This window comes from Luteibacter sp. UNCMF331Sha3.1 (genome assembly GCF_900109915.1).
In the GTDB taxonomy this organism is placed as follows: domain Bacteria; phylum Pseudomonadota; class Gammaproteobacteria; order Xanthomonadales; family Rhodanobacteraceae; genus Luteibacter.
In genome coordinates this window covers 1,887,180-1,906,706 of the sequence record NZ_FOBU01000001.1, presented here as the reverse complement: position 1 = coordinate 1,906,706, position 19,527 = coordinate 1,887,180, and the positions used below count along the sequence as shown (strand labels likewise).

At 67.8% G+C, this 19,527-nt stretch carries 17 protein-coding genes; 8 read left to right on the top strand and 9 right to left on the bottom strand.

Going from position 1 to position 19,527, the window contains the following annotated elements; translation table 11 throughout:
- The coding region (locus BMX32_RS18795; protein ID WP_211664188.1) for a hypothetical protein at positions 1–260 on the top strand (260 nt) is incomplete at its 5' end.
- A 186-nt stretch (positions 261–446) separates the two neighbouring features.
- On the opposite strand, the gene tyrS is transcribed toward BMX32_RS18795, so the two are convergent.
- Positions 447–1,652, bottom strand: a complete 1,206-nt coding sequence (tyrS, locus tag BMX32_RS08325; protein ID WP_029213364.1) for a tyrosine--tRNA ligase — start codon at positions 1,650–1,652, stop codon at positions 447–449.
- Positions 1,653–1,833: 181 nt separating this feature from the next.
- Between tyrS and BMX32_RS08320 the strand changes: the two genes are divergently transcribed.
- Together BMX32_RS08320 and BMX32_RS08315 are read left to right on the top strand one after the other, a co-directional pair.
- Positions 1,834–3,336 (top strand): OapA family protein, encoded by a 1,503-nt coding sequence (locus tag BMX32_RS08320; protein ID WP_029213363.1) that lies wholly within the window; start codon positions 1,834–1,836, stop codon positions 3,334–3,336.
- Positions 3,337–3,339: 3 nt separating this feature from the next.
- A complete protein-coding gene (locus BMX32_RS08315; RefSeq protein ID WP_089976746.1) occupies positions 3,340–4,455 on the top strand; it encodes an anhydro-N-acetylmuramic acid kinase in 1,116 nt (371 codons plus the stop codon).
- Here BMX32_RS08315 and BMX32_RS08310 read toward each other — a convergent pair.
- From BMX32_RS08310 to BMX32_RS08300, 3 genes are all read right to left on the bottom strand, one after another.
- On the bottom strand, positions 4,452–4,760 hold the full coding sequence (locus BMX32_RS08310) for a hypothetical protein (protein ID WP_049808606.1): 309 nt from the start codon (positions 4,758–4,760) through the stop codon (positions 4,452–4,454). The genes BMX32_RS08315 and BMX32_RS08310 overlap by 4 nt on opposite strands.
- Positions 4,761–4,842: 82 nt before the next feature.
- Complete coding sequence (locus tag BMX32_RS08305; protein WP_089977153.1) at positions 4,843–6,075, bottom strand: AmpG family muropeptide MFS transporter; 1,233 nt, start codon at positions 6,073–6,075, stop codon at positions 4,843–4,845.
- Positions 6,076–6,139: 64 nt separating this feature from the next.
- Complete coding sequence (locus BMX32_RS08300) at positions 6,140–6,910, bottom strand: exodeoxyribonuclease III (protein WP_029213360.1); 771 nt, start codon at positions 6,908–6,910, stop codon at positions 6,140–6,142.
- Between the two features lie 144 nt (positions 6,911–7,054).
- Between BMX32_RS08300 and pyrE the strand changes: the two genes are divergently transcribed.
- Positions 7,055–7,702, top strand: a complete 648-nt coding sequence (pyrE, locus tag BMX32_RS08295; RefSeq protein WP_029213359.1) for an orotate phosphoribosyltransferase — start codon at positions 7,055–7,057, stop codon at positions 7,700–7,702.
- 96 nt (positions 7,703–7,798) lie between these two features.
- Positions 7,799–8,449, top strand: a complete 651-nt coding sequence (locus tag BMX32_RS08290) for a hypothetical protein (protein ID WP_029213358.1) — start codon at positions 7,799–7,801, stop codon at positions 8,447–8,449.
- 18 nt (positions 8,450–8,467) lie between these two features.
- On the opposite strand, the gene BMX32_RS08285 is transcribed toward BMX32_RS08290, so the two are convergent.
- From BMX32_RS08285 to coaBC, 3 genes are read right to left on the bottom strand one after another with little or no spacing between them, the layout of a single operon-like run.
- Entirely contained in the window at positions 8,468–10,780 is a 2,313-nt protein-coding gene (locus tag BMX32_RS08285; protein ID WP_244511459.1) for a phosphomannomutase/phosphoglucomutase, read from the bottom strand.
- 56 nt (positions 10,781–10,836) lie between these two features.
- Complete coding sequence (dut, locus tag BMX32_RS08280) at positions 10,837–11,292, bottom strand: dUTP diphosphatase (protein ID WP_029213356.1); 456 nt, start codon at positions 11,290–11,292, stop codon at positions 10,837–10,839.
- Positions 11,289–12,500 carry a bifunctional phosphopantothenoylcysteine decarboxylase/phosphopantothenate--cysteine ligase CoaBC gene (coaBC, locus tag BMX32_RS08275; protein ID WP_029213355.1) on the bottom strand — a complete coding sequence of 404 codons (1,212 nt, stop codon included), beginning with the start codon at positions 12,498–12,500 and terminating at the stop codon, positions 11,289–11,291. Before coaBC ends, dut begins: the two co-directional genes overlap by 4 nt.
- Before the next feature lie 162 nt (positions 12,501–12,662).
- On the opposite strand from coaBC, the gene radC reads away from it, so the two are divergent.
- The 3 genes from radC to BMX32_RS08260 all read left to right on the top strand — a co-directional run bounded on the left by radC (position 12,663) and on the right by BMX32_RS08260 (position 16,308).
- Complete coding sequence (radC, locus tag BMX32_RS08270) at positions 12,663–13,421, top strand: RadC family protein (protein WP_089976736.1); 759 nt, start codon at positions 12,663–12,665, stop codon at positions 13,419–13,421.
- Between the two features lie 451 nt (positions 13,422–13,872).
- A complete protein-coding gene (gene argS, locus BMX32_RS08265) occupies positions 13,873–15,561 on the top strand; it encodes an arginine--tRNA ligase (protein WP_089976733.1) in 1,689 nt (562 codons plus the stop codon).
- Positions 15,562–16,308, top strand: a complete 747-nt coding sequence (locus BMX32_RS08260; RefSeq protein WP_029213352.1) for an SPOR domain-containing protein — start codon at positions 15,562–15,564, stop codon at positions 16,306–16,308.
- Between the two features lie 150 nt (positions 16,309–16,458).
- Here BMX32_RS08260 and BMX32_RS08255 read toward each other — a convergent pair whose 3' ends face one another.
- Both BMX32_RS08255 and speA read right to left on the bottom strand, forming a co-directional pair.
- Positions 16,459–17,319 (bottom strand): NAD(P)-dependent oxidoreductase, encoded by an 861-nt coding sequence (locus tag BMX32_RS08255; protein WP_089976732.1) that lies wholly within the window; start codon positions 17,317–17,319, stop codon positions 16,459–16,461.
- A 58-nt stretch (positions 17,320–17,377) separates the two neighbouring features.
- On the bottom strand, positions 17,378–19,267 hold the full coding sequence (speA, locus tag BMX32_RS08250; protein WP_029213349.1) for an arginine decarboxylase: 1,890 nt from the start codon (positions 19,265–19,267) through the stop codon (positions 17,378–17,380).
- Positions 19,268–19,527 lie beyond the last annotated feature (260 nt).

Genomic DNA, 19,527 nt, shown 5'->3' with positions numbered 1-19,527 from the left:
CCGCCAGCGTTCAATCTGAGCCAGGATCAAACTCTTCACTTAAGTTTTCGACCATCCAAAGGATGATCTATCTTTCTGAAGTGCTTAACCCCAACAAGAAAAAACTCATTGCTGACTTCTTTCTAGTGGGACACTTGCATTTGGTTGACATCGTCAATCCACCGCAAGGCGTCCACACAATTCACCTGCGCACACTGTCAAAGATCAATCACTTGCATCATCTTTCGTTGATGCCCTCTGAACATTTCGTCCCGAGGTGAGCCGCCCATTCTATATCGTTTTTCGTTTCCGTCAACACCCTCGTGAAGCTTTTTTTCGAGGTCGCCGACGAGGCGATACAGCTGCCGTAGCGTTCGTCTTTCGACGTGGGCCGCTGCGGGGAGGCGAATAATAGCGATTCCTAGGAACGCTGCAACCCCTTTTGTGAACTTTTTTTGAAAGTTCCGTCAAATCAGGCGGATACGGGCGAAGTTTCTTTTGCCAACCTGGAGCACGCCCTCGAATCCGGCCGTGAAGACGCGCGCTGCGTCGTCCACCACCTCGCCATCGATACGCACTGCCCGCTCCTTGAGCTTCCGGTTCGCCTCCGAATTGCTCGGCGTGACGCCCGCAGCGGTCAGAAGAGCGGCAAGTCGGAAGCCGTCCGCCGGCGTCTCGATGTCGGTCAGAGGGAGCAACGAGGTGTCGCCTTCGCCACGAACCACCGCATGCCAGCCCGCGATCGCCTGCTCGGCGGCGGCGGCATCGTGGAACCGGGTCGTCAGCTCGCGTGCGAGGCGCAGCTTCGCGTCGCGGGGGTTCAGCGCGCCGGAGGCGATATCCGCCTTCATGCGCGCGATCTCTTCCAACGACACCTCGAAGCTCAGCAGTTCGAACCAGCGCCACATGAGCTCGTCGCCGATCTTCATGGTCTTGGTGACCATGTCGATGGCCGGTTCATTGATACCTATGTAGTTGCCGAGCGACTTCGACATCTTCGCCACGCCGTCCAGGCCCTCGAGCAGCGGCATGGTGAGGACGATCTGCGGCGCCTGGCCGTGGTGCTCCTGAAGGGCGCGCCCCATCAGCAGGTTGAACTTCTGGTCGGTGCCGCCCAGCTCGACGTCCGCCTCGAGCGCCACCGAGTCGTAGCCCTGCACGAGCGGATAGAGGAATTCATGGATCGCGATGGGCTGCTCCGCCTTGTAGCGCTTGGCGAAATCGTCGCGCTCGAGCATACGGGCCACGGTGTGCTGCGCCGCCAGGCGGATCATGTCGGCGGCGCCCATCTTGCCGAACCACTCCGAATTGAAGCGCAGCTCGGTCTTTTCGCGGTCGAGCACCTTGTAGACCTGCTCGGCGTAGGTTTCCGCGTTCGCCAGCACGTCCTCGCGGGTCAGCGGCTTGCGCGTCACGTTCTTGCCGGTCGGATCGCCGATCATGCCGGTGAAGTCGCCGATCAGGAAGATGACCTGATGGCCGAGGTCCTGGAACTGGCGCATCTTGTTGAGAAGCACCGTGTGGCCGAGATGCAGGTCCGGCGCCGTCGGGTCGAAACCCGCCTTGATGCGCAGCGGGCGCCCGGTCCGGAGGCGCGCCTCGAGGTCTTCCTTCTTGATAATCTCGTCGGCGCCGCGGGCGATGAGCGCCAGGGCCTGGTCCAGCTCGTTCATGCTTGCTCTCTATATAGGGTGGGCGACGGCCTTCACATTCGTGTGTGAAAAGGCCGTGGGGGTTAATTGTGCGTTAACCGCAAGATGCGATGCAAAGCCTTGATGGCAAAGGCGTTGACGTCGTTTGCACAGGGCCGTTATGGTACGCGACAACCCGGGGCGAGCGGATACAAGAAAGACAATGAGTGATGTGAACCGCGGAGCGCACAGCGCTCGCAAGCAGGCCATCCGGCGCAAGGCGCAGCGCCGTCATTCGCACTTCTACGATTCGCGCGCCCACTGGTCCTTCAGTCGCAACGCCTCGGCCGAGCCGCTCAGCTGGTCGCGCGAGCGCTGGATCCTCGCCGGCACCGCCTTTCTTCTCGTGATCCTTTCCGCGCTCGTGATCCCGGCGTGGGCCGGCGCGATGAAGAAGGAGACGGTCGCCACCGCGCTGCCCAGGGTGCCCACCGACGTCGCGCCCTCTTCCACGCAGCTCGCGAACGTGCCGCTCGCCGTCGTGCCGCTGGCGGTACCGCGTCTCGATCCCGCCAGCGTGAAACCGCTCGCTCCCGTGGAGACGTGGCAGACGGTTCAGGTGCAGCCGGGCCAGACGCTCGCGGACATCTTCATCGCGCAGGGCCTGTCGATGACCGACCTGCAGCACGTCATCGACGCCGCGGGCGGCACGAAGGTGTTCCATCAGATCAAGCCGGGCCAGGAGTTCCAGTTCCTGGTGGGCGCCGACCACGTGCTGCAGGGTGTGCGCTTCGATCCGGACGAAGCCAGCGTCGCCACGCTGCGCTTCGCCGACGGCAAACCGCAGCTCACCACGCAGAAGCGCGACGTGCAGCGTCGCGAACACGTCGCCCACGGCCTCATCGACAGTTCGCTCTTCGGCGCCGCCTCGAAGGCCGGCATGAGCAACGCGATGGTGCTGAAGCTCGCCGAAGTGTTCAAGTTCGACATCGACTTCGTGCAGGATCTCCGCGTCGGCGACAACTTCACCGTCGTGTACGACGACATGTACAGCGACGGCGCGTTCATGCGCGAGGGCGACATCGTCGCCGCCGAGTTCATCAACCAGGGCAAGCGTTACACCGCGTACCGCTACAAGAACAGCGACGGCAAGGTCGGCTACTTCAGCGAGGAAGGCCGTCCGTTGCAGGGTTCGTTCCTGCGTATCCCGGTCGACTTCACGCGCATCTCCTCTCAGTTCAGCGCCGGTCGCATGCATCCCATCCTCGGCAAGATGCGCGCGCACAAGGGCGTCGACTATGCCGCGCCGTCGGGCACGCCGATCCACGCCGCCGGCGACGGCGTCGTCAAGTTCCGTGGCTGGATGAACGGCTACGGCAACTTCGTGGTCATCCAGCACAACGCGTCGATCAGCACCGCTTACGGCCACATGTCGCGCTTCGCCAACCTTCGCGTCGGCCAGCGCGTCAGCCAGGGCAGCACCATCGGCTACGTCGGCATGACCGGCCTCGCCACCGGTCCGCACCTGCATTACGAATTCCGCGTCAACAATGCGCAGCGCGATCCGCAGACGGTCACGCTGCCGAAGCCGGAGCCGTTGCCGGCCGGCCAGCTCGCGAAGTTCAAGAAGGAAGTGGTCGGACCGCAGCTCGCACGCCTCAACCAGGTGGACGGCAGCACCACGAAGCTCGCGCGCAACGACACCGCGAAGAACCACGGCGGCTGATCCGTGTCATCCACGGACGGCCTGTATCTGGGCCTCATTTCCGGTACCAGCGCGGATGGCATCGACGCCGCGCTCGTCCGCTTCGCGGACGGTCGTCCCACGCTCGTCGCCGGCCTCACGCATCCCTGGGATGGCGCCTTGCGCGAGCGGATCCTCGCGGTGGCGCAGGACGAACTCCGTCTCGATCTCGACGCGTACGGCAGGCTCGACGTCGCCGTCGGCATGGCGTTCGCCGAGGCGGCACGCGCCGTGCTCGCGGCGGCGAAGGTCGACGCCTCCGCCGTCGTCGCCATCGGCTCGCATGGCCAGACGATCCGTCATCGTCCCACCGGCACCCACCCCTTCACCTTGCAGATCGGGGATGCATCGGTCATCGCCGAACGCACCGGCATCGATACCGTCGCCGACTTCCGCCGCGCGGACGTCGCCGCCGGCGGCCAGGGCGCGCCGCTGGTTCCCGCGTTCCATGCGACGGTGCTGCGGCCCACGCAGGGTTCGCGCGTGGTGCTCAACCTCGGCGGCATCGCCAACGTCACGCGGCTGACCCATTCGGGCGACGTGAGCGGCTTCGATACGGGGCCGGCCAATGGACTGATGGACGCCTGGTGCCAGCGTCATCGCGGCGAAGCCTTCGATCGCGACGGGCGCTTCGCGGCGTCCGGCAGCGTCGATGCCGCCCTGCTTTCCGAGCTGCTCGACGACGCCTATTTCGTGCTCGACCCACCGAAGAGCACAGGCCGCGAGCACTTCCATCTCGCATGGCTGGACGGCCACCCACGCGTTGCCGAGCTCGCTCCGGAAGACGTGCAGGCAACGCTCCTGGCCTTGAGCGCCGTGTCGATCACCGACGCCATCGAGCGGCATGCGCCCGACGCGACCGACGTCGTCGCCTGCGGCGGCGGTGTGCACAACGGCGCCCTGATGCGGGCCATCGCGGCACGGCTCGAAGGTCGACCGCTGCTCTCCGCCGCCGATGTCGGCATCGACCCCGACCAGATGGAAGCGATGGCGTTCGCGTGGCTCGCGTATCGCCGCATCCGCGGCGAGCCGGGCAATCTGCCTGCCGTCACGGGGGCGAAGGGGCTTCGGTTGCTCGGCGCGGTGTACGCCGCTCCCTAGAACGGCTCGGCCGCTTTCACCGGGCGCGTGCCGGCGTCCGCCAGCGACGACGGCGACGCCTGCGCCAGTGCGGCGAGCGCTTCCTGGAAGGCGGCCTGCTCCTCGGCGTCCCACGCGCCCGTCAGGTGCGCGATGTCGCCGGGCTCGAGCAACAGCTCGTTGAACACGTCACCCGGACTCAGACCGAGCCCGTAGCGCAACGCGTGCAGAATGACTTCATTGATCGACCAGCGGCGTTCACGGGCGAGCGTCTTGATCCGCTCGGCCATCTGCTCGTCGATATGTCTCACCACGATATCTGGCACGTGCGTGACCCTCCTCGCGCATGCCCCCTGTGGGGCCGATAGTACACATAATCGAAATCGCGACGCACGTAGCCCAAGCGCTCTATTCCCCGGGGGCGACCGCGTGCCGGCCGGCCCCGACGTGGCGGGTCCAGAGGCAGGCATACAGCGCCATCGCCGGTATCAGGGCCACCACCGTGATGACGAAGAACGCGCCGTAGCCCGCCGCCGCCGCGATGCCGCCGGCGAAGAACCCCAGCACCTTGCCCGGCAGGTTCACCAGCGAACTGAGCAACGCGTACTGCGTCGCCGTGTGCTGCTTGTTCACCAGCGACGAAAGGAACGCTACCGTCGGCGGGCCGAGCATGCCGAGGGTGAAGTTCTCGCCCGAGATCACCAGCGTCAGCACGACGATGTCGCCCGGATGCCGGATCAGGAACAGGTACAGAAGATTGCTCGCGCCCGCCACCACGATCGCGGCGCCCAGCGGTTTCCACGCGCCCCATCGCGCCACCAGCGCACCGCCGACGAACGCACCCGCGATGCCGACCCAGATCCCCCAAACCTTGGTCACCGCGGCGATCTGCGTTTTCTCGAACCCCATGTCGCGGTAGAACGGGCTCATGACGCCGCCAATGGTGGCCTGCTCCGGAAGCTTGAACAGGAGGATGAAAGCGAGGGTCGTCAGGGCCAGCGCCCAGCCGTACCGGCGGAAGAAGTCGGTGAACGGTTCGACGATGCTCTCGCGCATCGCGTCCGCCCAGCCCTGCGGTTTCAGCCGCACGACGTCCGGCTCCCGCGCCATCATCGTGGTGACGATGGGGATCGCCATCGTGGCGGCCATCGCGAGGTACACCACTGGCCATGCGACGTGATCGGCCATGATCAGCGCCACGGCGCCGGCGACGATCAGGGCGACGCGGTAACCCAGCGCATACGTGGCGACCAACGCGCCCTGCGCTTCCACCGGCGCGATCTCGATTCGGTAGGCGTCCACCGCGATGTCCTGCGTGGCGCCGAAGAACGCGACGAAGAGCGTCGCCGTCACGAAGAGCGGCAGGTTCGCCGGCGACAGCGCCGCCATCGCCACGAGGCCCACCGTGACGCACAGCTGCGAGAAGAGCAGCCAGCCGCGACGCAGCCCCAGCCGACGGAACAACGGCAGCTGCCAGTGATCGAGCAGCGGCGCCCAGACGAACTTGAACGCGTAGGTCATGCCGGCGCTGGCGATCATCGTGATCTCCTTGAGCACGATGCCGTTCTCTTTCAGCCAGTACGCGAGCGTGCCGGCCACCAGCAGGAACGGCAGGCCCGAGGAGAACCCGAGAAACGCCATCGTCCATGCGGACGGCTGCGTGAATGCCCGCCAGACCGATGGCTTGCGGGGCGCCGCGACCGGATCAGTCGGCATAGTCGACCGTGAACGGCGCATGGTCGGAGAACCGCTCGTCGCGATAGATCGAGCAGTCGCGCAGGCGATCGCGCAGGCCCGGGGTCACGATCTGGTAGTCGATGCGCCAACCCACGTTGTTCGCGCGCGCCTGTCCGCGGTTGGACCACCACGTGTATTCGACGGCGTCGGGCCTGAGGGCACGGAAACTGTCGACCCAGCCGATCTCCTTGAAGAGAAGGTCGAGCCACGCGCGTTCTTCGGGCAGACAACCCGAGTTCTTCTGGTTCGACGTCCAGTTCTTGATGTCGTTCCTGGTATGCACGATGTTCCAGTCGCCGCAGAGCACGTAGTCGCGCCCGCTGGCGGCCCACTCGCGGAAGATCGGCGTCAGCCATTCCATCACGCGGAACTTGTACTGCTGCCGCTCGTCGCCCGACGAACCGGAAGGGATGTAGAACGACACGACGCTGAGGTTGCCGTAGCGCGCCTCGATGTAGCGGCCTTCGCAGTCGAAGTCCTCGCGTCCGAGCGACACGCGCACCTCGTCCGGTTCTCGCTTCGAGTAGATCGCCACGCCGCTGTAGCCCTTCTTGCTCCGGGCATCGTGATAGAAGCAGTGATGACCGTCTGGACGGAACATCGGGTCGGTCAGCTGCGCCTCCTGCGCCTTGGTTTCCTGCAGGCAGACGACGTCGGCGTCCTGCTTGCGAAGCCACTCGAACACACCCTTGGTGGCGGCGGAACGAATGCCGTTGGCGTTCAGCGAAATGATGCGCATGGGACCTTTGATGAGGCGTTCGACAATCTGGCCATGATAACCCCGCCCGCGTCCCGGGCTCTGACCGGCGACGCGCACGGCTGTACCATGGGCCGCTGGCGGCTCCCGCCGCGTTCCCCATTCGCCTTTCCCGAGACAGCGCCCGTGCACGACTACCAACGCGAATTCATCGAACTCACGCTCGCCCGCGACGTCCTCCGCTTCGGCGAGTTCACGCTGAAGTCCGGCCGCAGCAGCCCGTATTTCTTCAACATGGGCCGGATCGACTCGGGCGCGGCCCTCGCCCGCCTTGGCCGCTCCTATGCCGAAGCGGCCGTGCGTTCCGGCGTCCCCTTCGACATGCTGTTCGGCCCGGCCTACAAGGGCATCGCCCTCGCGGCCGCCACGGCGATCGCGCTGGCCGATACGCAGGACCGTGACGTGCCCTGGGCCTACAACCGCAAGGAAGCCAAGGATCACGGCGAAGGCGGCATGCTGGTCGGTGCTCCGCTGCGCGGCCGCGTGCTGATCGTCGACGACGTGATGACCGCCGGCACGGCGGTGCGCGAGTCGCTCGAGCTCATCCGCGCCCAGGGCGCCGAACCGGCCGGCGTGCTGATCGCGCTCGACCGGCAGGAACGCGGCCAGGGCGAGCTGTCGGCGGCGCAGGAAGTCGCGGCGCAGTTCGGCATTCCGGTGATCGCCATCGCCAGCCTGGCCGACGTGCTCGCCTATGCGGGCGAGCGCCCGGAGCTCGCCGCCGAGCATGGCCGCCTCGTCGCCTATCGCGAGCAGTACGGCGTGAAGGGCTGAAACGGCGACTGCGTCACGCGATCGGCGCGCCTTGCCGGTCGCGCGCAACAGTCCCATCCGCGCTGGCTATACTCCGGACACGATAGGGGGTTATCCATGCGAGCAGCGCGTTACATCCTGGCGGGGGCGGCCTTGTGCATCGGCACGGTCGCGCTCGCCCAGAACACGACCAATAACAATGCCTTCCGGTACCGCTGGAGGGACGCGTCCGGGCACTCGTACTTCAGCGACAGCCTGTCGCCGGAAGCCATGAAGGCCGGCTACGACGTCGTCAACGCCCAGGGCATGGTCGTCCGGCACGTCGAGCGTCAGCTCACGGCCGACGAGCGCGCGGCCGCGCGCAAGGTGGCCGACCAGCAGGCCGCGGCGCTGCAGGCCCAGCAGCAGCGCCAGCGCGAAGACGCGCAGATGCTCAACGCCTATCCGGACGAAGCGGCCTTCTCCGCCGCCAAGAACGCCGAGCTCGACAACTTCGAGCAGGCCGCGCGCACCACGCGGATCAACCTGCAGGGTCAGGAAAAAGCACTGGCCGATCTGCTCGCCCGCGCCGGCGATCTGGAGCGCGCGAAGCAGCCGGTGCCGAAGACACTCAACGACCGTATCGCGGAGCAGCGCACGACGGTGTCCAACCTTCGCGCGACGCTGCAGCGCCAGATGGCCGCGAAGGAAGCCGCGCGCGCCAGCACGGACAGCCAGCTTCGCCACTATCGCGAGCTGAAGGCGGCCGACGCCGCCAGTCGCCCCTGACCCGGCCTCCGGGCAGGATCAGAACGGAAGCACGAGCCCCTTGTCCACCGCCAGCAAGCGCTGGCGGAACGCCTGCTTGATCCTCTCGAGCGATTTCGCGGAGTCGGCATCGAAGCGGAAGATCAGCGCGGGCGAGGTATTGGATGCCCGCACGAGGCCGAAGCCGTCGGGCCAGTCGACGCGAACGCCATCGATGGTGACCACGCGCGCGTCGTCGAAGGTGGCCGATGCGCGGAACGCGTCCATGAAGCGGAACTGCGCGCCCTCTTCCATGGGCAGGCGTAGCTCGGGCGTCGACACGCTCTTCGGCAGGCTGTCGAAGAGCTCGGTGACGGTGCGTTCTTCGAGGTCGCCCGCCACGATTTCCAGAAGACGCGCGGCGGCGTAGATGCCGTCGTCGAAGCCATACCAGCGGTTGTTGTCCGCGAAGAAGAAGTGGCCGCTCATCTCGCCGGCGAGCGCCGCGCCCGTTTCGCGCATCTTGCCCTTCATCAGCGAGTGCCCCGTGCGCCACATGAGCGGCACGCCCGCGGCCTGCTGGATCACGGTCCGCAGGTGTCCCGTGCATTTGACGTCGTAGAGGATCGTCGCGCCCGGGTTGCGCGTGAGCACGTCCTGCGCGAACAGCATCAGCAGCCGGTCCGGCCAGATGATCTCGCCGGCCTGCGTCACCACGCCGAGGCGATCGCCGTCGCCGTCGAACGCGACGCCCAGGTCCGCGCCGATCGTGTGCACCGCCGCGATCAGGTCCGCGAGGTTATGCGGGTCCGACGGATCGGGGTGATGGTTCGGGAAGTGGCCGTCCACATCGCAATACAGCGGGATCACTTCGCAGCCGATGTCCTCGAGCACGCGCGGCGCCACCGCGCCCGCGACGCCGTTGCCCGCGTCCACGACGACCTTGAGCCGGCGCTCCGCCGACACATCGCCCGCGATGCGCGAGACGTAGGCCTCGATCGCGTCCTGCTCGCGCCAGCTACCGTGGCCGTCGGCCGGCAGGCGGCCCTCGGCGATGCGACGGTGCAGGTCCGCGATGGCGTCCTCGGCCAGGGTCTCGCCGCCGATCACGATCTTGAACCCGTTGTGGTCGGCGGGGTTGTGGCTGCCCGTCACCGATACCGCGCAACCGGTGCCGAAGTGGTACGCGGCGAAATAGGCCACCGGCGTCGGCACCATGCCCAGGTCGATCACGTCGATGCCGGCGGCCCGAAGGCCGTCCATGAGCGCGCCCGCGAGTTCGGGGCCCGACAGTCGCCCGTCGCGGCCCACGACGATTTCGCGGAGATCGCGTTCGATCATGCGTGCGCCGATCGCCTGTCCGATGCGATGCGCCACGTCGCGCGTGAGCGTCTTGCCCGCCACGCCACGGATGTCGTAAGCCCGGAAGATCGCCGGATCGAGCGCGGCGGCCGGGGGCGGTGCGACGACGGGTGCCGCGGCCGACGCGGACGATTCGTCCGCGGGCACGGGTGGAAGACGCGGTTTGCGCACCACGTCCGCCACGAGCATGTCCGCTTCCGGCTCCCTCGCCGGCTCCAGCGTCGCCGGCCGGCGGCGCATGCTCCACAGGAGGAGAACTCCACCGGCGAGGCCGATGAGCGTCAGCATCGCGCCGAGTGCTTCGGAGTGGGGTATCACGATGAAGGCTTTCGGCATGGCCGCGAACACGAAGAGCGCGGTGCCTTCCACACGCTGGCCTTCATCCTCGAGGTCGGCCGAGCGCGACCCGTTGTCGAGCAGGCGCAGGCTGTCCGCGCCGTCGCCCTGGCGCAGTTCGAGACGGCCGCCGCCAGGCGAGGCCGCCGCGAAACGCGCGGCGATGTCGTCGAACGGGTACTCGAGCCAGACCCATGCCCGGACCATGCCATCGCCCATCACGGGCTCCACGACCGACAGCCGGCGTTCGCCGCCTTGCAGCGACGTGGACGCGGGCGGCAGCCCGGTGCCGCCGAGGGCCGCCAGCAGCTGCGCCGCCTTGGCGTAGCCGAACTCGCGGTAGTTGGCGCGTACCACCTCGTCGAGGCCGCCGCTGTAGACCTCGACCACGCGAACGCCCTGCAACGTCGTCCGCAAACGCGCCGCCGTCGCCGCATGATCGTCGACCGAGCTGTTCAGATCGCCCGCCGCGAGCACGCGATGCAGCGCCTCGCGCTTGGCCGCGATCAGGGCGCTCAGTTCCTTGACCGTTTCCCGCTGCGCGGCATGGGTGCGCTCGGCGGCGCTACCCTCGTCCGCGATCAGCCAGGTCTGCCACGCGCAGAAAGCGCCGGCCACCAGTAGCAACGTCGCGCCCGCCAGGGGCAGCAATCGCCGCAGATCCACTCGGGGCATGCGCCCCGTGCCTCCCTCGTTCCTTGCCATGTCGCCCCTTTTCGTCCCCGGCAGAATCAACCCACACCCGTCGAGCCGAAACCTCCCTCTCCCCGCTGGGATGGCGTGAACCCCTCCACCACCCGCAGCCGCGCCCGCCCCACGGGCACGAGCAATAATTGCGCAATCCGGTCGCCCGGTGCGATGGCGATCGTCGCGCTTCCGCGATTCCAGCATGAAATCATGAGCGGACCCTGGTAGTCCGCGTCGATGACGCCGACCAGGTTGCCCATCACCAGCCCCTGCTTGTGGCCGAGGCCGGACCGCGGAACGATCAGCGCGCACCATGCCGGATCGCCGATGTGAATGGCCAGCCCCGTCGGCACCAGCAGGCTCTCGCCGGGCGCCAGCGTCACCGGGGCCTCGACGGCCGCGCGCAGGTCCATGCCCGCGCTGCCCGCCGTGGCGGGCTCCGGCAGCGGGATCGACTCGCCGAGGCGAGCGTCGAGGATCTTCAGTTCGATGTCGATCAAGGTGCGTGTCCGGAGCCGGAAAGGAATTGGTCGGCGACGAGCGCGACGAGGCGACGGGCGATCTCGGTCTTGGGCGCTTCGGCCAGCGCCGCGTCGCCGCCGTGCCAGTACACGTGCAGCGCGTTGTCGGCCACTTCGAAGCCCTTGCCCCCCGCGACGTCGTTCGCCGCGATCATGTCGATGCCCTTGCGCTGAAGCTTGGCCTGGGCGTAGCCGGCGAGCTCGCGCGTCTCCGCCGCGAAGCCCACGAGGAACGGGCGCGTCTCGCCTGCCGCGAGCGAGGCGATGATGTCGGGGTTTTCCGTGAGCTCGAGGTGCAACGGCGCGCCGTCCGCTTTCTTGAGCTTGTGATCGGCGGCCACGACGGGGCGGTAGTCGCCCACGGCCGCGGCGCCGATATAGATGTCGGCGCCCGTGCAGGCGGCGACGACGGCGTCGTGCATCTGGCGCGCGCTGCGCACGTCCACGCGAACGATGCCCGCGGGCGTCGGCAGCGACACCGGTCCGGCGACGAGCGTCACCGCGGCGCCCGCGTCGCGCGCCGCGGCGGCCACCGCGAAACCCATGCGACCGGAACTCCGGTTGCCGATAAAGCGCACCGGGTCGATATCTTCATAGGTGGGGCCGGCGCTGACGACGACGTGTCGCCCCCGCAGTGGCTGCTCGCCGAACGAAGCCACGAGGATGTCGCGCAGCTCGTGCGGCTCGAGCATGCGGCCGGAGCCGATATCGCCGCAGGCCTGATCGCCGTCGGCGGGCCCGAGCACGCCGATGCCCCGCACGCGCAGCGTGCCGACGTTGGCCTGCACCGCGAGATTCGCCCACATCTGCTGGTTCATCGCCGGAGCGACGTACACGGGCGCGGCGGTCGCCAGCACCACGGTGGTCAGCAGATCGTCGGCGTGCCCGTGAGCCAGCCGCGCGATGGTATCGGCGCTGGCCGGTGCGACAAGCACGCGCTCGGCCCAGCGGGCGAGCTCGATGTGGCCCATCGCGGCTTCGCCCTGTTCGTCCCACAGGCTGACGCGCACGGGTTGACCGGACAGGGCCTGGAACGTGGTGGGCGTGACGAAATGCGTCGCACCCTCGGTCATCACGACGCGCACCTCGGCCTCGAGATCGCGCAGGCGGCGCACGAGCTCGCAGATCTTGTAAGCGGCGATACCCCCGGTAACGCCAATCAGGATGCGACGCTGGCGAAGGGTCATGACGTGACGGCGCGATTGGAAGGCACGTTAGCTTAACGGATTTCGATCCTGACGCTGTCCGACCGATTTTTCCGATTCGTTCTATCGCCACGCGGACTTCGCAACCCTACCTTGTACGTCGTGCCGCCATGCCCGTGCGGTTCTCACAGGAAGGGAAACCCCATGACATCCGACGCGACCACGCCGCCCACCGTGAGCGACGCCTGCCTATCCACCCTCACGTACCGCCAGCCGCCGATCCGCCAGTGGTCGGCCAACGAACGGCCCCGCGAACGCCTCTATACGCACGGCGCGAGCGCGTTATCGGATGCCGAACTGCTCGCGGTGCTTCTCGGCAACGGCAGCGTCGGCTGCGACGCCGTGGCGACGGGCCGCGCCCTGCTGGCGAGCGCGGGCAGCCTCGGGCGGTTGCTCGCCGACCCGGACCAGCTCGCCCCCGTCGCCGGCGTGGGGCCCGTGAAGCGCGCGCGCCTCATCGCCACCCTCGAGCTGGCACGGCGGGCGCTGGGCGAGGGGCTCGCCGAGTTGCCGCGCATCCAGAGTCCCCGCGACAGCGCGCAATACCTCAAGGCGCGCCTGTGCCACCTGCCCCACGAGGTCTTCGCCTGCCTGTTCCTCGACACCCGCCACCGGGTGCTCGCCTACGAGGAGCTCTTCCGCGGCACCATCGACGGCGCCAGCGTGTACCCGCGGGAAGTGGTGCGGGCGTGCCTGCGCCACCATGCGAGTGCCGTCATCCTCGCCCACAATCACCCCTCGGGTGTCGCCGAGCCCAGCCGGGCCGATCGTGAAATCACGCAGATCCTCGTCGACGCCCTGGCGCTGATGGACATCCGGGTCCTCGACCACATCGTGGTCGGCCAGGGCGAGCCCGTCTCGATGGCCGAGCGAGGCATGCTTGGTCTGGCCGGGCGCCGATAGGCCTCGGCCAAAAAAAAGACGGCGCGAGTGCCGCTCGCGCCGTCCTGGGGGGCCACCTTTCGAGGGAGGGGTGGGGCGACCCGTCGTGCCTTTGGGCCGGGGAGACACCGGGCACGGATCGAATTGTGACGACGGGCGATGACAGCGCCGTGACGGGCGTACCGGCAGGTGAAGCGGGATCGCGGCGCGAGTTATGCACACGACGCCCATTTCGCACTTGGGCGTCACACTTGTTGTCCCGGCACAGGTCACGATAGCAAGTAGCTGATTTAGCTATGCTTTGGATATTGCAGCCCCGTGTCATGGAGCGTACCCACCGATTCCGACCGCCCCCGCGCGGTATTGCCCACAGACTTATCCACAGGCTGCGGCATGCAGGGCCGGGCCGATCGGACGACCCTGTGGCCCCATCTGATAGGATTGCCGGTTCCATATCCGCCTCGCCCATCCCGTGAAACAAGAGCTGAAACAACTCGTCCTGCAGGCCATCGGCGCGCTGCGGGAGTCCGGCAAACTGCCGTCCGACTTCGTGGCCCCCGAGTTCGTGATCGAGCGCACGCGAAGCCGCGAGCACGGCGACTTCGCGACCAACGCCGCGATGATGATGGCGAAGGCCGCCGGCCGTAAGCCGCGGGACATCGCGACTGACCTCGTCGAGGCCATGCCGGTCTCCGCGCAGGTGGGCAAGGTCGAGATCGCCGGCCCCGGATTCATCAATTTCTTCCTCGCACCCGCCGCCTTCCACGCGGAAATCGAGCGCGCCCTGGCCGAGACCGACCGCTACGGCCGCAACCGCGACGGCGCAGGCCGCACCGCGGGCGTCGAGTTCGTCTCGGCGAACCCGACGGGCCCGCTGCACGTCGGCCACGGCCGCGCCGCCGCCATCGGCGACAGCCTGGCGCGCCTGCTCGACGCCGCCGGCTGGAAGGTCTTCCGCGAGTTCTATTACAACGACGCGGGCGTGCAGATCGCCAACCTGGCGCTTTCCACGCAGGCCCGCGCCCGCGGCATCGCGCCCGACGAGGCCGGCTGGCCGGAGTCGGGCTACCGCGGCGACTACATTGCCGATGTGGCGCGCGCCTTCCTGGCTCGCGAATCCGTCGAGGCCGATGGCGAGACGGTCACCGCCAGCGGCGATGTCGACAACCTGGACGACGTGCGCCGCTTCGCGGTCGCGTCGCTGCGCCACGAGCAGGACCTCGACCTCAAGGCCTTCGGGGTCGGCTTCGACGTCTACTACCTCGAATCGTCGCTCTACAGCGAAGGCAAGGTGGACGAGACGGTGCGCGAACTGGTCGCCCACGGCCACACGTACGAGGAAGGCGGCGCGCTCTGGCTCCGCTCCACGGATTTCGGTGACGACAAGGACCGCGTGATGCGCAAGTCCGACGGCACCTATACGTATTTCCTTCCCGACGTCGCCTACCACCGCACCAAGTGGCAGCGCGGCTACGAACGCGCGATCACCGAGCTCGGTTCCGATCACCACGGCTCGCTCGCCCGTGTGAAGGCCGGCCTGCAGGCGCTGGACACCGGCATTCCAAAGCACTGGCCCGAATACGTGCTGCACCAGATGGTGACGGTGATGCGCGGCGGCGAGGAAGTGAAGATCTCGAAGCGCGCGGGCTCCTACGTCACGCTGCGCGACCTGATCGACGAAGCCGGCCGCGACGCCACGCGCTACTTCCTCATCGCGCGCAAGGCCGATTCGCAGCTGGTGTTCGACATCGACCTCGCTCGTTCGCAGAGCAACGACAACCCGGTTTACTACATCCAGTACGCCCATGCCCGCGCCTGCCGCGTGTTCCGCGAACTGGCCGATCGCGGCCTGGCGACGGACCGCGGCAATGGCATCGCGAACCTCGCCCGTCTCGACACCGAGCACGAGTCGGTGCTGATGGTGGAGCTGTCGCGCTATCCGGAAATGGTGGAGTCGGCCGCCGCCAATCTGGAACCGCACCTGATCGCCCAGTACCTGCGCGAACTCGCGGGCGCACTGCACAGCTACTATCACGAGCATAAGTGGATCGTCGACGACGCCGATCTGCGCGACGCCCGCCTTGCGCTGGTCGCGGCCACGCAGCAGGTGCTGAAGAACGGTCTGGATCTGCTGGGCATTTCGGCCCCGGAGAGCATGTAAATGGCAACACGCAAGAAGGGCAAGGGCCGTCAGGCCGTCCGCAACGGGTCGAGCGGCATGCCGGGCTGGAGCTGGGCACTGATCGGCATCCTCGCCGGCGCCCTGCTGATGGCCTTCGCGATGCGCGGTACCTGGATGCCGATGATGCGCCAGCATCAGGGCCCCGAGCCGAACCCGCAGGCCACGGCGCAGAAGGGCAGCGACCCGGGCGTGGTGGAGCAGGCCGAGGCCGAGAAGCCGAAGAAGCCGTCGTACGATTTCTACTCGGTGCTGTCGGAGAAGGAAGTCCGCATCCCCGACGCCGAGATCCGCGCGCAGGCGAGCGCCGAGGCACAGCAGAAGCAGCAGCAACAGCAGGCCGCGCAGCAGCAGGCACAGGCGCAGCAGCAGGCCGCCGCCGCGCAGCAGCAGGCGCAGGCCACCGCGGCCGCCGCGGCCAACCTGCCGAAGGCGACGACGCAGACCGTCACCGCCACGCCCGCGCAGGCAGCGCCCGCCGCCGCGTCCGGCAGCGCCGGTTATCTGTTGCAGGTCGGCGCCTTCCCGAGCGCCGCCGACGCCGAAGCCCTGAAAGCCAAGCTCGCCCTCCAGGGCTTCGTGGCCAACGTGCAGTCGGTGAAGGTCGGCGCACAGACCTACAACCGCGTGCGCCTCGGCCCCTTCAAGTCGGCCACAGATCTCGAAAGCACGAAGCAACGATTGCAGTCGGCGGGCATCAGCGCGATCGCGCTGAAAGAAGGCAGCTGAGTTCCCTCGCCAGCACATAAAGAAAAAGCCACCTCGCGGTGGCTTTTTTTTCGTCGGCATCCATGACCGCCTCACCGTCAACCCGGTGCGGACCGGAATCCACCGCGATGCGACGGACGGGCCAGGCGATCAGGCCCCATCGGCTTTCGATCAGGAAGGACGCTTCAGCCGGATCAGCGCCGAGATGTCGTCGTCGCCGTAGCCCTGCGACATCAGTTCGGAGAAGTCGGCGAGCGACTGCTCGATGATCGTGCGGTCGGTACCGGCCTCGGTCGCGATGCCGCGCACGATGCCCAGGTCCTTGTGCAGCAGCGCCAGCTTGAAGCCCACCGAGAACTCGTTGCGCAGCATCGTCGCGCCGCGCTTGTCCAGGAACCAGTTGCCGGCAGCGCCCGCGGCGAGCGTCGGGATCAGGCGATCGGCGTCGAGTCCCAGCGCTTCACCCAGCGCGAGGCCTTCCGTGACGGCGTGAGCGATGCCGGCGACCAGCACCTGATTCACCGCCTTCGTGGCCTGACCGCTGCCGACCTTGCCCATGTGCGTGATGCGTGCACCGTACGCCTCGAGCGCCGGGCGGGCGCGCTCGAGCACGTCGGCGTCGCCGCCGACCATCACCGAGAGCTTGCCGTTCTTCGCGCCTTCGACGCCGCCGGATACGGGCGCGTCGAGGAACGCGCCGCCGGCTTCGGCGATCATCCGCGCCGCCTTCGTCGCCGTGGCGGGCGCGACCGTGGAGTGGTCGATGACGATGGCGCCCTGCTTCAGCGTGGGGACGAGCGCCTCGACCACGCCGATGACGTCGGCGTCCGCGCTGACGCAGAGCGCGATGACGTCGCACGAGGCGGCGATGTCCGCCAGCGACGGCGCGGCGACGCCGAGTTCGGCGGCGAGCGCGTCGGCCTTGGCCTGCGACCGGTTGGCCACGGCGGCCAGCAGTCCCTTCGTATGGAGATGGCCGGCCATGGGCGCGCCCATCGCGCCGAGTCCGATGAATGCTGCCTTGAGTGTCATGGTCGTGCCTGAAAGTGGGGAAGGTGCGGCGCGGCGCGATGGGCGCCGCGCCGTCCGGTCAGCGTCCCGCGGTTTCCGCGAGGTAGGTGTAGCCCGTGAGGCCCTTGTCGAGCGATGCCGCGAGCGCCTCTGCTTCCGCGCCGACGATGCCGGCGGCGTCGAGACGATCCGCGTAGGACTGGCGCAGGGCCTTCAGGTCGTAGCCGACGTAATCGAGCATCAGGTCCGTCGTGTCGCCGCGACGGATGTGCGCGAACTCGTAGCCGTCGTCCGTGGCACGCACGTTCACGGCGTCGGTGTCGCCGAACAGGTTGTGGATGTCGCCCAGGGTTTCCTGGTATGCGCCGACCATGAAGATGCCGAGGCGATACGACTCGTCGTCCTTCAGGGCGTGCAGCGGCAGGCTCACGTCGACGCCTTCGGCATCGACGTAGTGGTCGATGCGGCCGTCGGAGTCGCAGGTGAGGTCCGCGATGACGCCGCGGCGGGTCGGTTCTTCGTCCAGACGCGAGATCGGCACGATCGGGAAGATCTGGTCGATCGCCCAGATGTCGGGCACCGACTCGAAGACGGAGAAGTTGACGAAGTACTTGTCGACCAGCTTCTCGTCGAGATCGTCGAGCGCCTGGCGATGCGCGCGCTCGGCGGGCAGCAGGCGCGGACGCACCGCGTTGGCGATGGCGTAGAACAGCTCGTCGAGACGGGCACGATCGCGCAGGTCGAGCTGGCCCAGCGCATACAGCGCCTGGCCTTCGGCGAAGTGGTGCTGGGCCTCGTGGAAGAGTTCCAGCGCGGGGCGGTGATCGAGCTCCGCGTGCGTTTCGCGAAGATGGCGCAGCACGGCGGGCTCGCCGCTGCGCTCGGCCGGGATCGCGCCCTGCGGCACGGGCTCGACTTCGCTCACGTTCACGACCATCACCGCGTGGTGCGCGGTCATCGCACGGCCCGACTCGGTGAAGATGACCGGCGCCTTCATGCCGTGCTCGGCCACGGCTTCGGCCAGCGGCTGCACGATGCTGGCGGCGTACTGGCCCAGGCTGTAGTTGATCGAGTTGTAGCTGCGCGAGCGCGTACCTTCGTAATCCACGCCCAGACCGCCGCCCACGTCGACGACCTCGATCGGCACGCCGAGGCGATGCAGTTCGATGAAGTAGCGCACGGCCTCGCGCATGCCCGCGGCGATGTCGCGCACGTTGGAGATCTGCGAGCCCATGTGGAAGTGCTGCAGCTTCAGCGTGTGCTTGAGACCGGCGCCCTCGAGACGTTCGATCAGCTCGAGCACCTGGCCGGGGCTGAGGCCGAACTTGCCCTTGTCGCCGCCGGTGTTCTGCCACTTGCCCGCGCCGATCGAGGCCAGGCGCACGCGCACGCCGAGCAGCGGCTCCACGCCGAGGGCCTTCGCCTCGGCGAACACGTGGTCGAGTTCGGAGAGCTTCTCGATGACGATGTGCACGCGCAGGCCGAGCTTCAGGCCGATGAGCGCGAGGCGGACGTATTCCCGGTCCTTGTAGCCGTTGCACACGACCATGCTGCCGGGACGCGCATGGGCCAGCACCGCCATCAGCTCGGGCTTGGAACCCGCCTCGAGGCCGAAGCCATGCTCGCCCGCGGCGACCAGCTCGCTGACGACCCCGCGCTGCTGGTTCACCTTGATCGGGTAGATCGCCGTGTACGAGCCCGCGTAGTCGGCGTCGTCGATCGCCTTGGCGAACGCCTGCTGCAGGCGGGCCAGACGGTCGGCGAGGATGTCGGGAAAACGAATGAGCAACGGCAGGCGCAGGCCTTCGGCCGTGGCCTGATCGACCAGCGTCGGCAGGTCGAGGGTCGGGCCGCCGTTGCCGCGGGGGCGGATCGTCAGATGGCCGTTGCCGGCCACGTCGACGTAGCCGTTGCTCCAGTGGGGAATCGCGTAGGTGAGCTTCGCGCGATCGGTGGTCCAGTTCGTCATGGGGGTGACGATCTCCATAGGGATTGTGTCGTGTCCCCTTGCGGGGGCGCGGAACAGTCGCAGCGGCGAACTTTGACCTGAAGCGGGCCTGGCGGCCGGGAGCCTCGCACGCCGCGGGGCCGACCAGACGTATGCCTGCGACCGGGGGCGCCGGTCGGCAGACCGCCTATTGTAGCGGCGGCTCGTGACATGCGGGTAACGTCGGGTTCCGTGTAGGAAAGAGCCTGCACCTCAGGCAGGGCAAGGACTTGGGCGCATTC

Excerpts from the sequence above, each read along its gene's own strand:
- BMX32_RS08305 (WP_089977153.1), bottom strand. The coding sequence starts at position 6,075 with ATGGCGTTTCTCGGGTTCTCCTCGGGCCTGCCGTTCCTGCTGGTGGCC.
- BMX32_RS08300 (WP_029213360.1), bottom strand. The coding sequence starts at position 6,910 with ATGCGCATCATTTCGCTGAACGCCAACGGCATTCGTTCCGCCGCCACC.
- radC (WP_089976736.1), top strand. The coding sequence starts at position 12,663 with ATGACATCCGACGCGACCACGCCGCCCACCGTGAGCGACGCCTGCCTA.
- BMX32_RS08260 (WP_029213352.1), top strand. The coding sequence starts at position 15,562 with ATGGCAACACGCAAGAAGGGCAAGGGCCGTCAGGCCGTCCGCAACGGG.
- BMX32_RS08255 (WP_089976732.1), bottom strand. The coding sequence starts at position 17,319 with ATGACACTCAAGGCAGCATTCATCGGACTCGGCGCGATGGGCGCGCCC.
- BMX32_RS08290 (WP_029213358.1), top strand. The coding sequence starts at position 7,799 with ATGCGAGCAGCGCGTTACATCCTGGCGGGGGCGGCCTTGTGCATCGGC.
- BMX32_RS08285 (WP_244511459.1), bottom strand. The coding sequence starts at position 10,780 with ATGCCCCGAGTGGATCTGCGGCGATTGCTGCCCCTGGCGGGCGCGACG.
- tyrS (WP_029213364.1), bottom strand. The coding sequence starts at position 1,652 with ATGAACGAGCTGGACCAGGCCCTGGCGCTCATCGCCCGCGGCGCCGAC.
- BMX32_RS08320 (WP_029213363.1), top strand. The coding sequence starts at position 1,834 with ATGAGTGATGTGAACCGCGGAGCGCACAGCGCTCGCAAGCAGGCCATC.
- speA (WP_029213349.1), bottom strand. The coding sequence starts at position 19,267 with ATGACGAACTGGACCACCGATCGCGCGAAGCTCACCTACGCGATTCCC.
- coaBC (WP_029213355.1), bottom strand. The coding sequence starts at position 12,500 with ATGACCCTTCGCCAGCGTCGCATCCTGATTGGCGTTACCGGGGGTATC.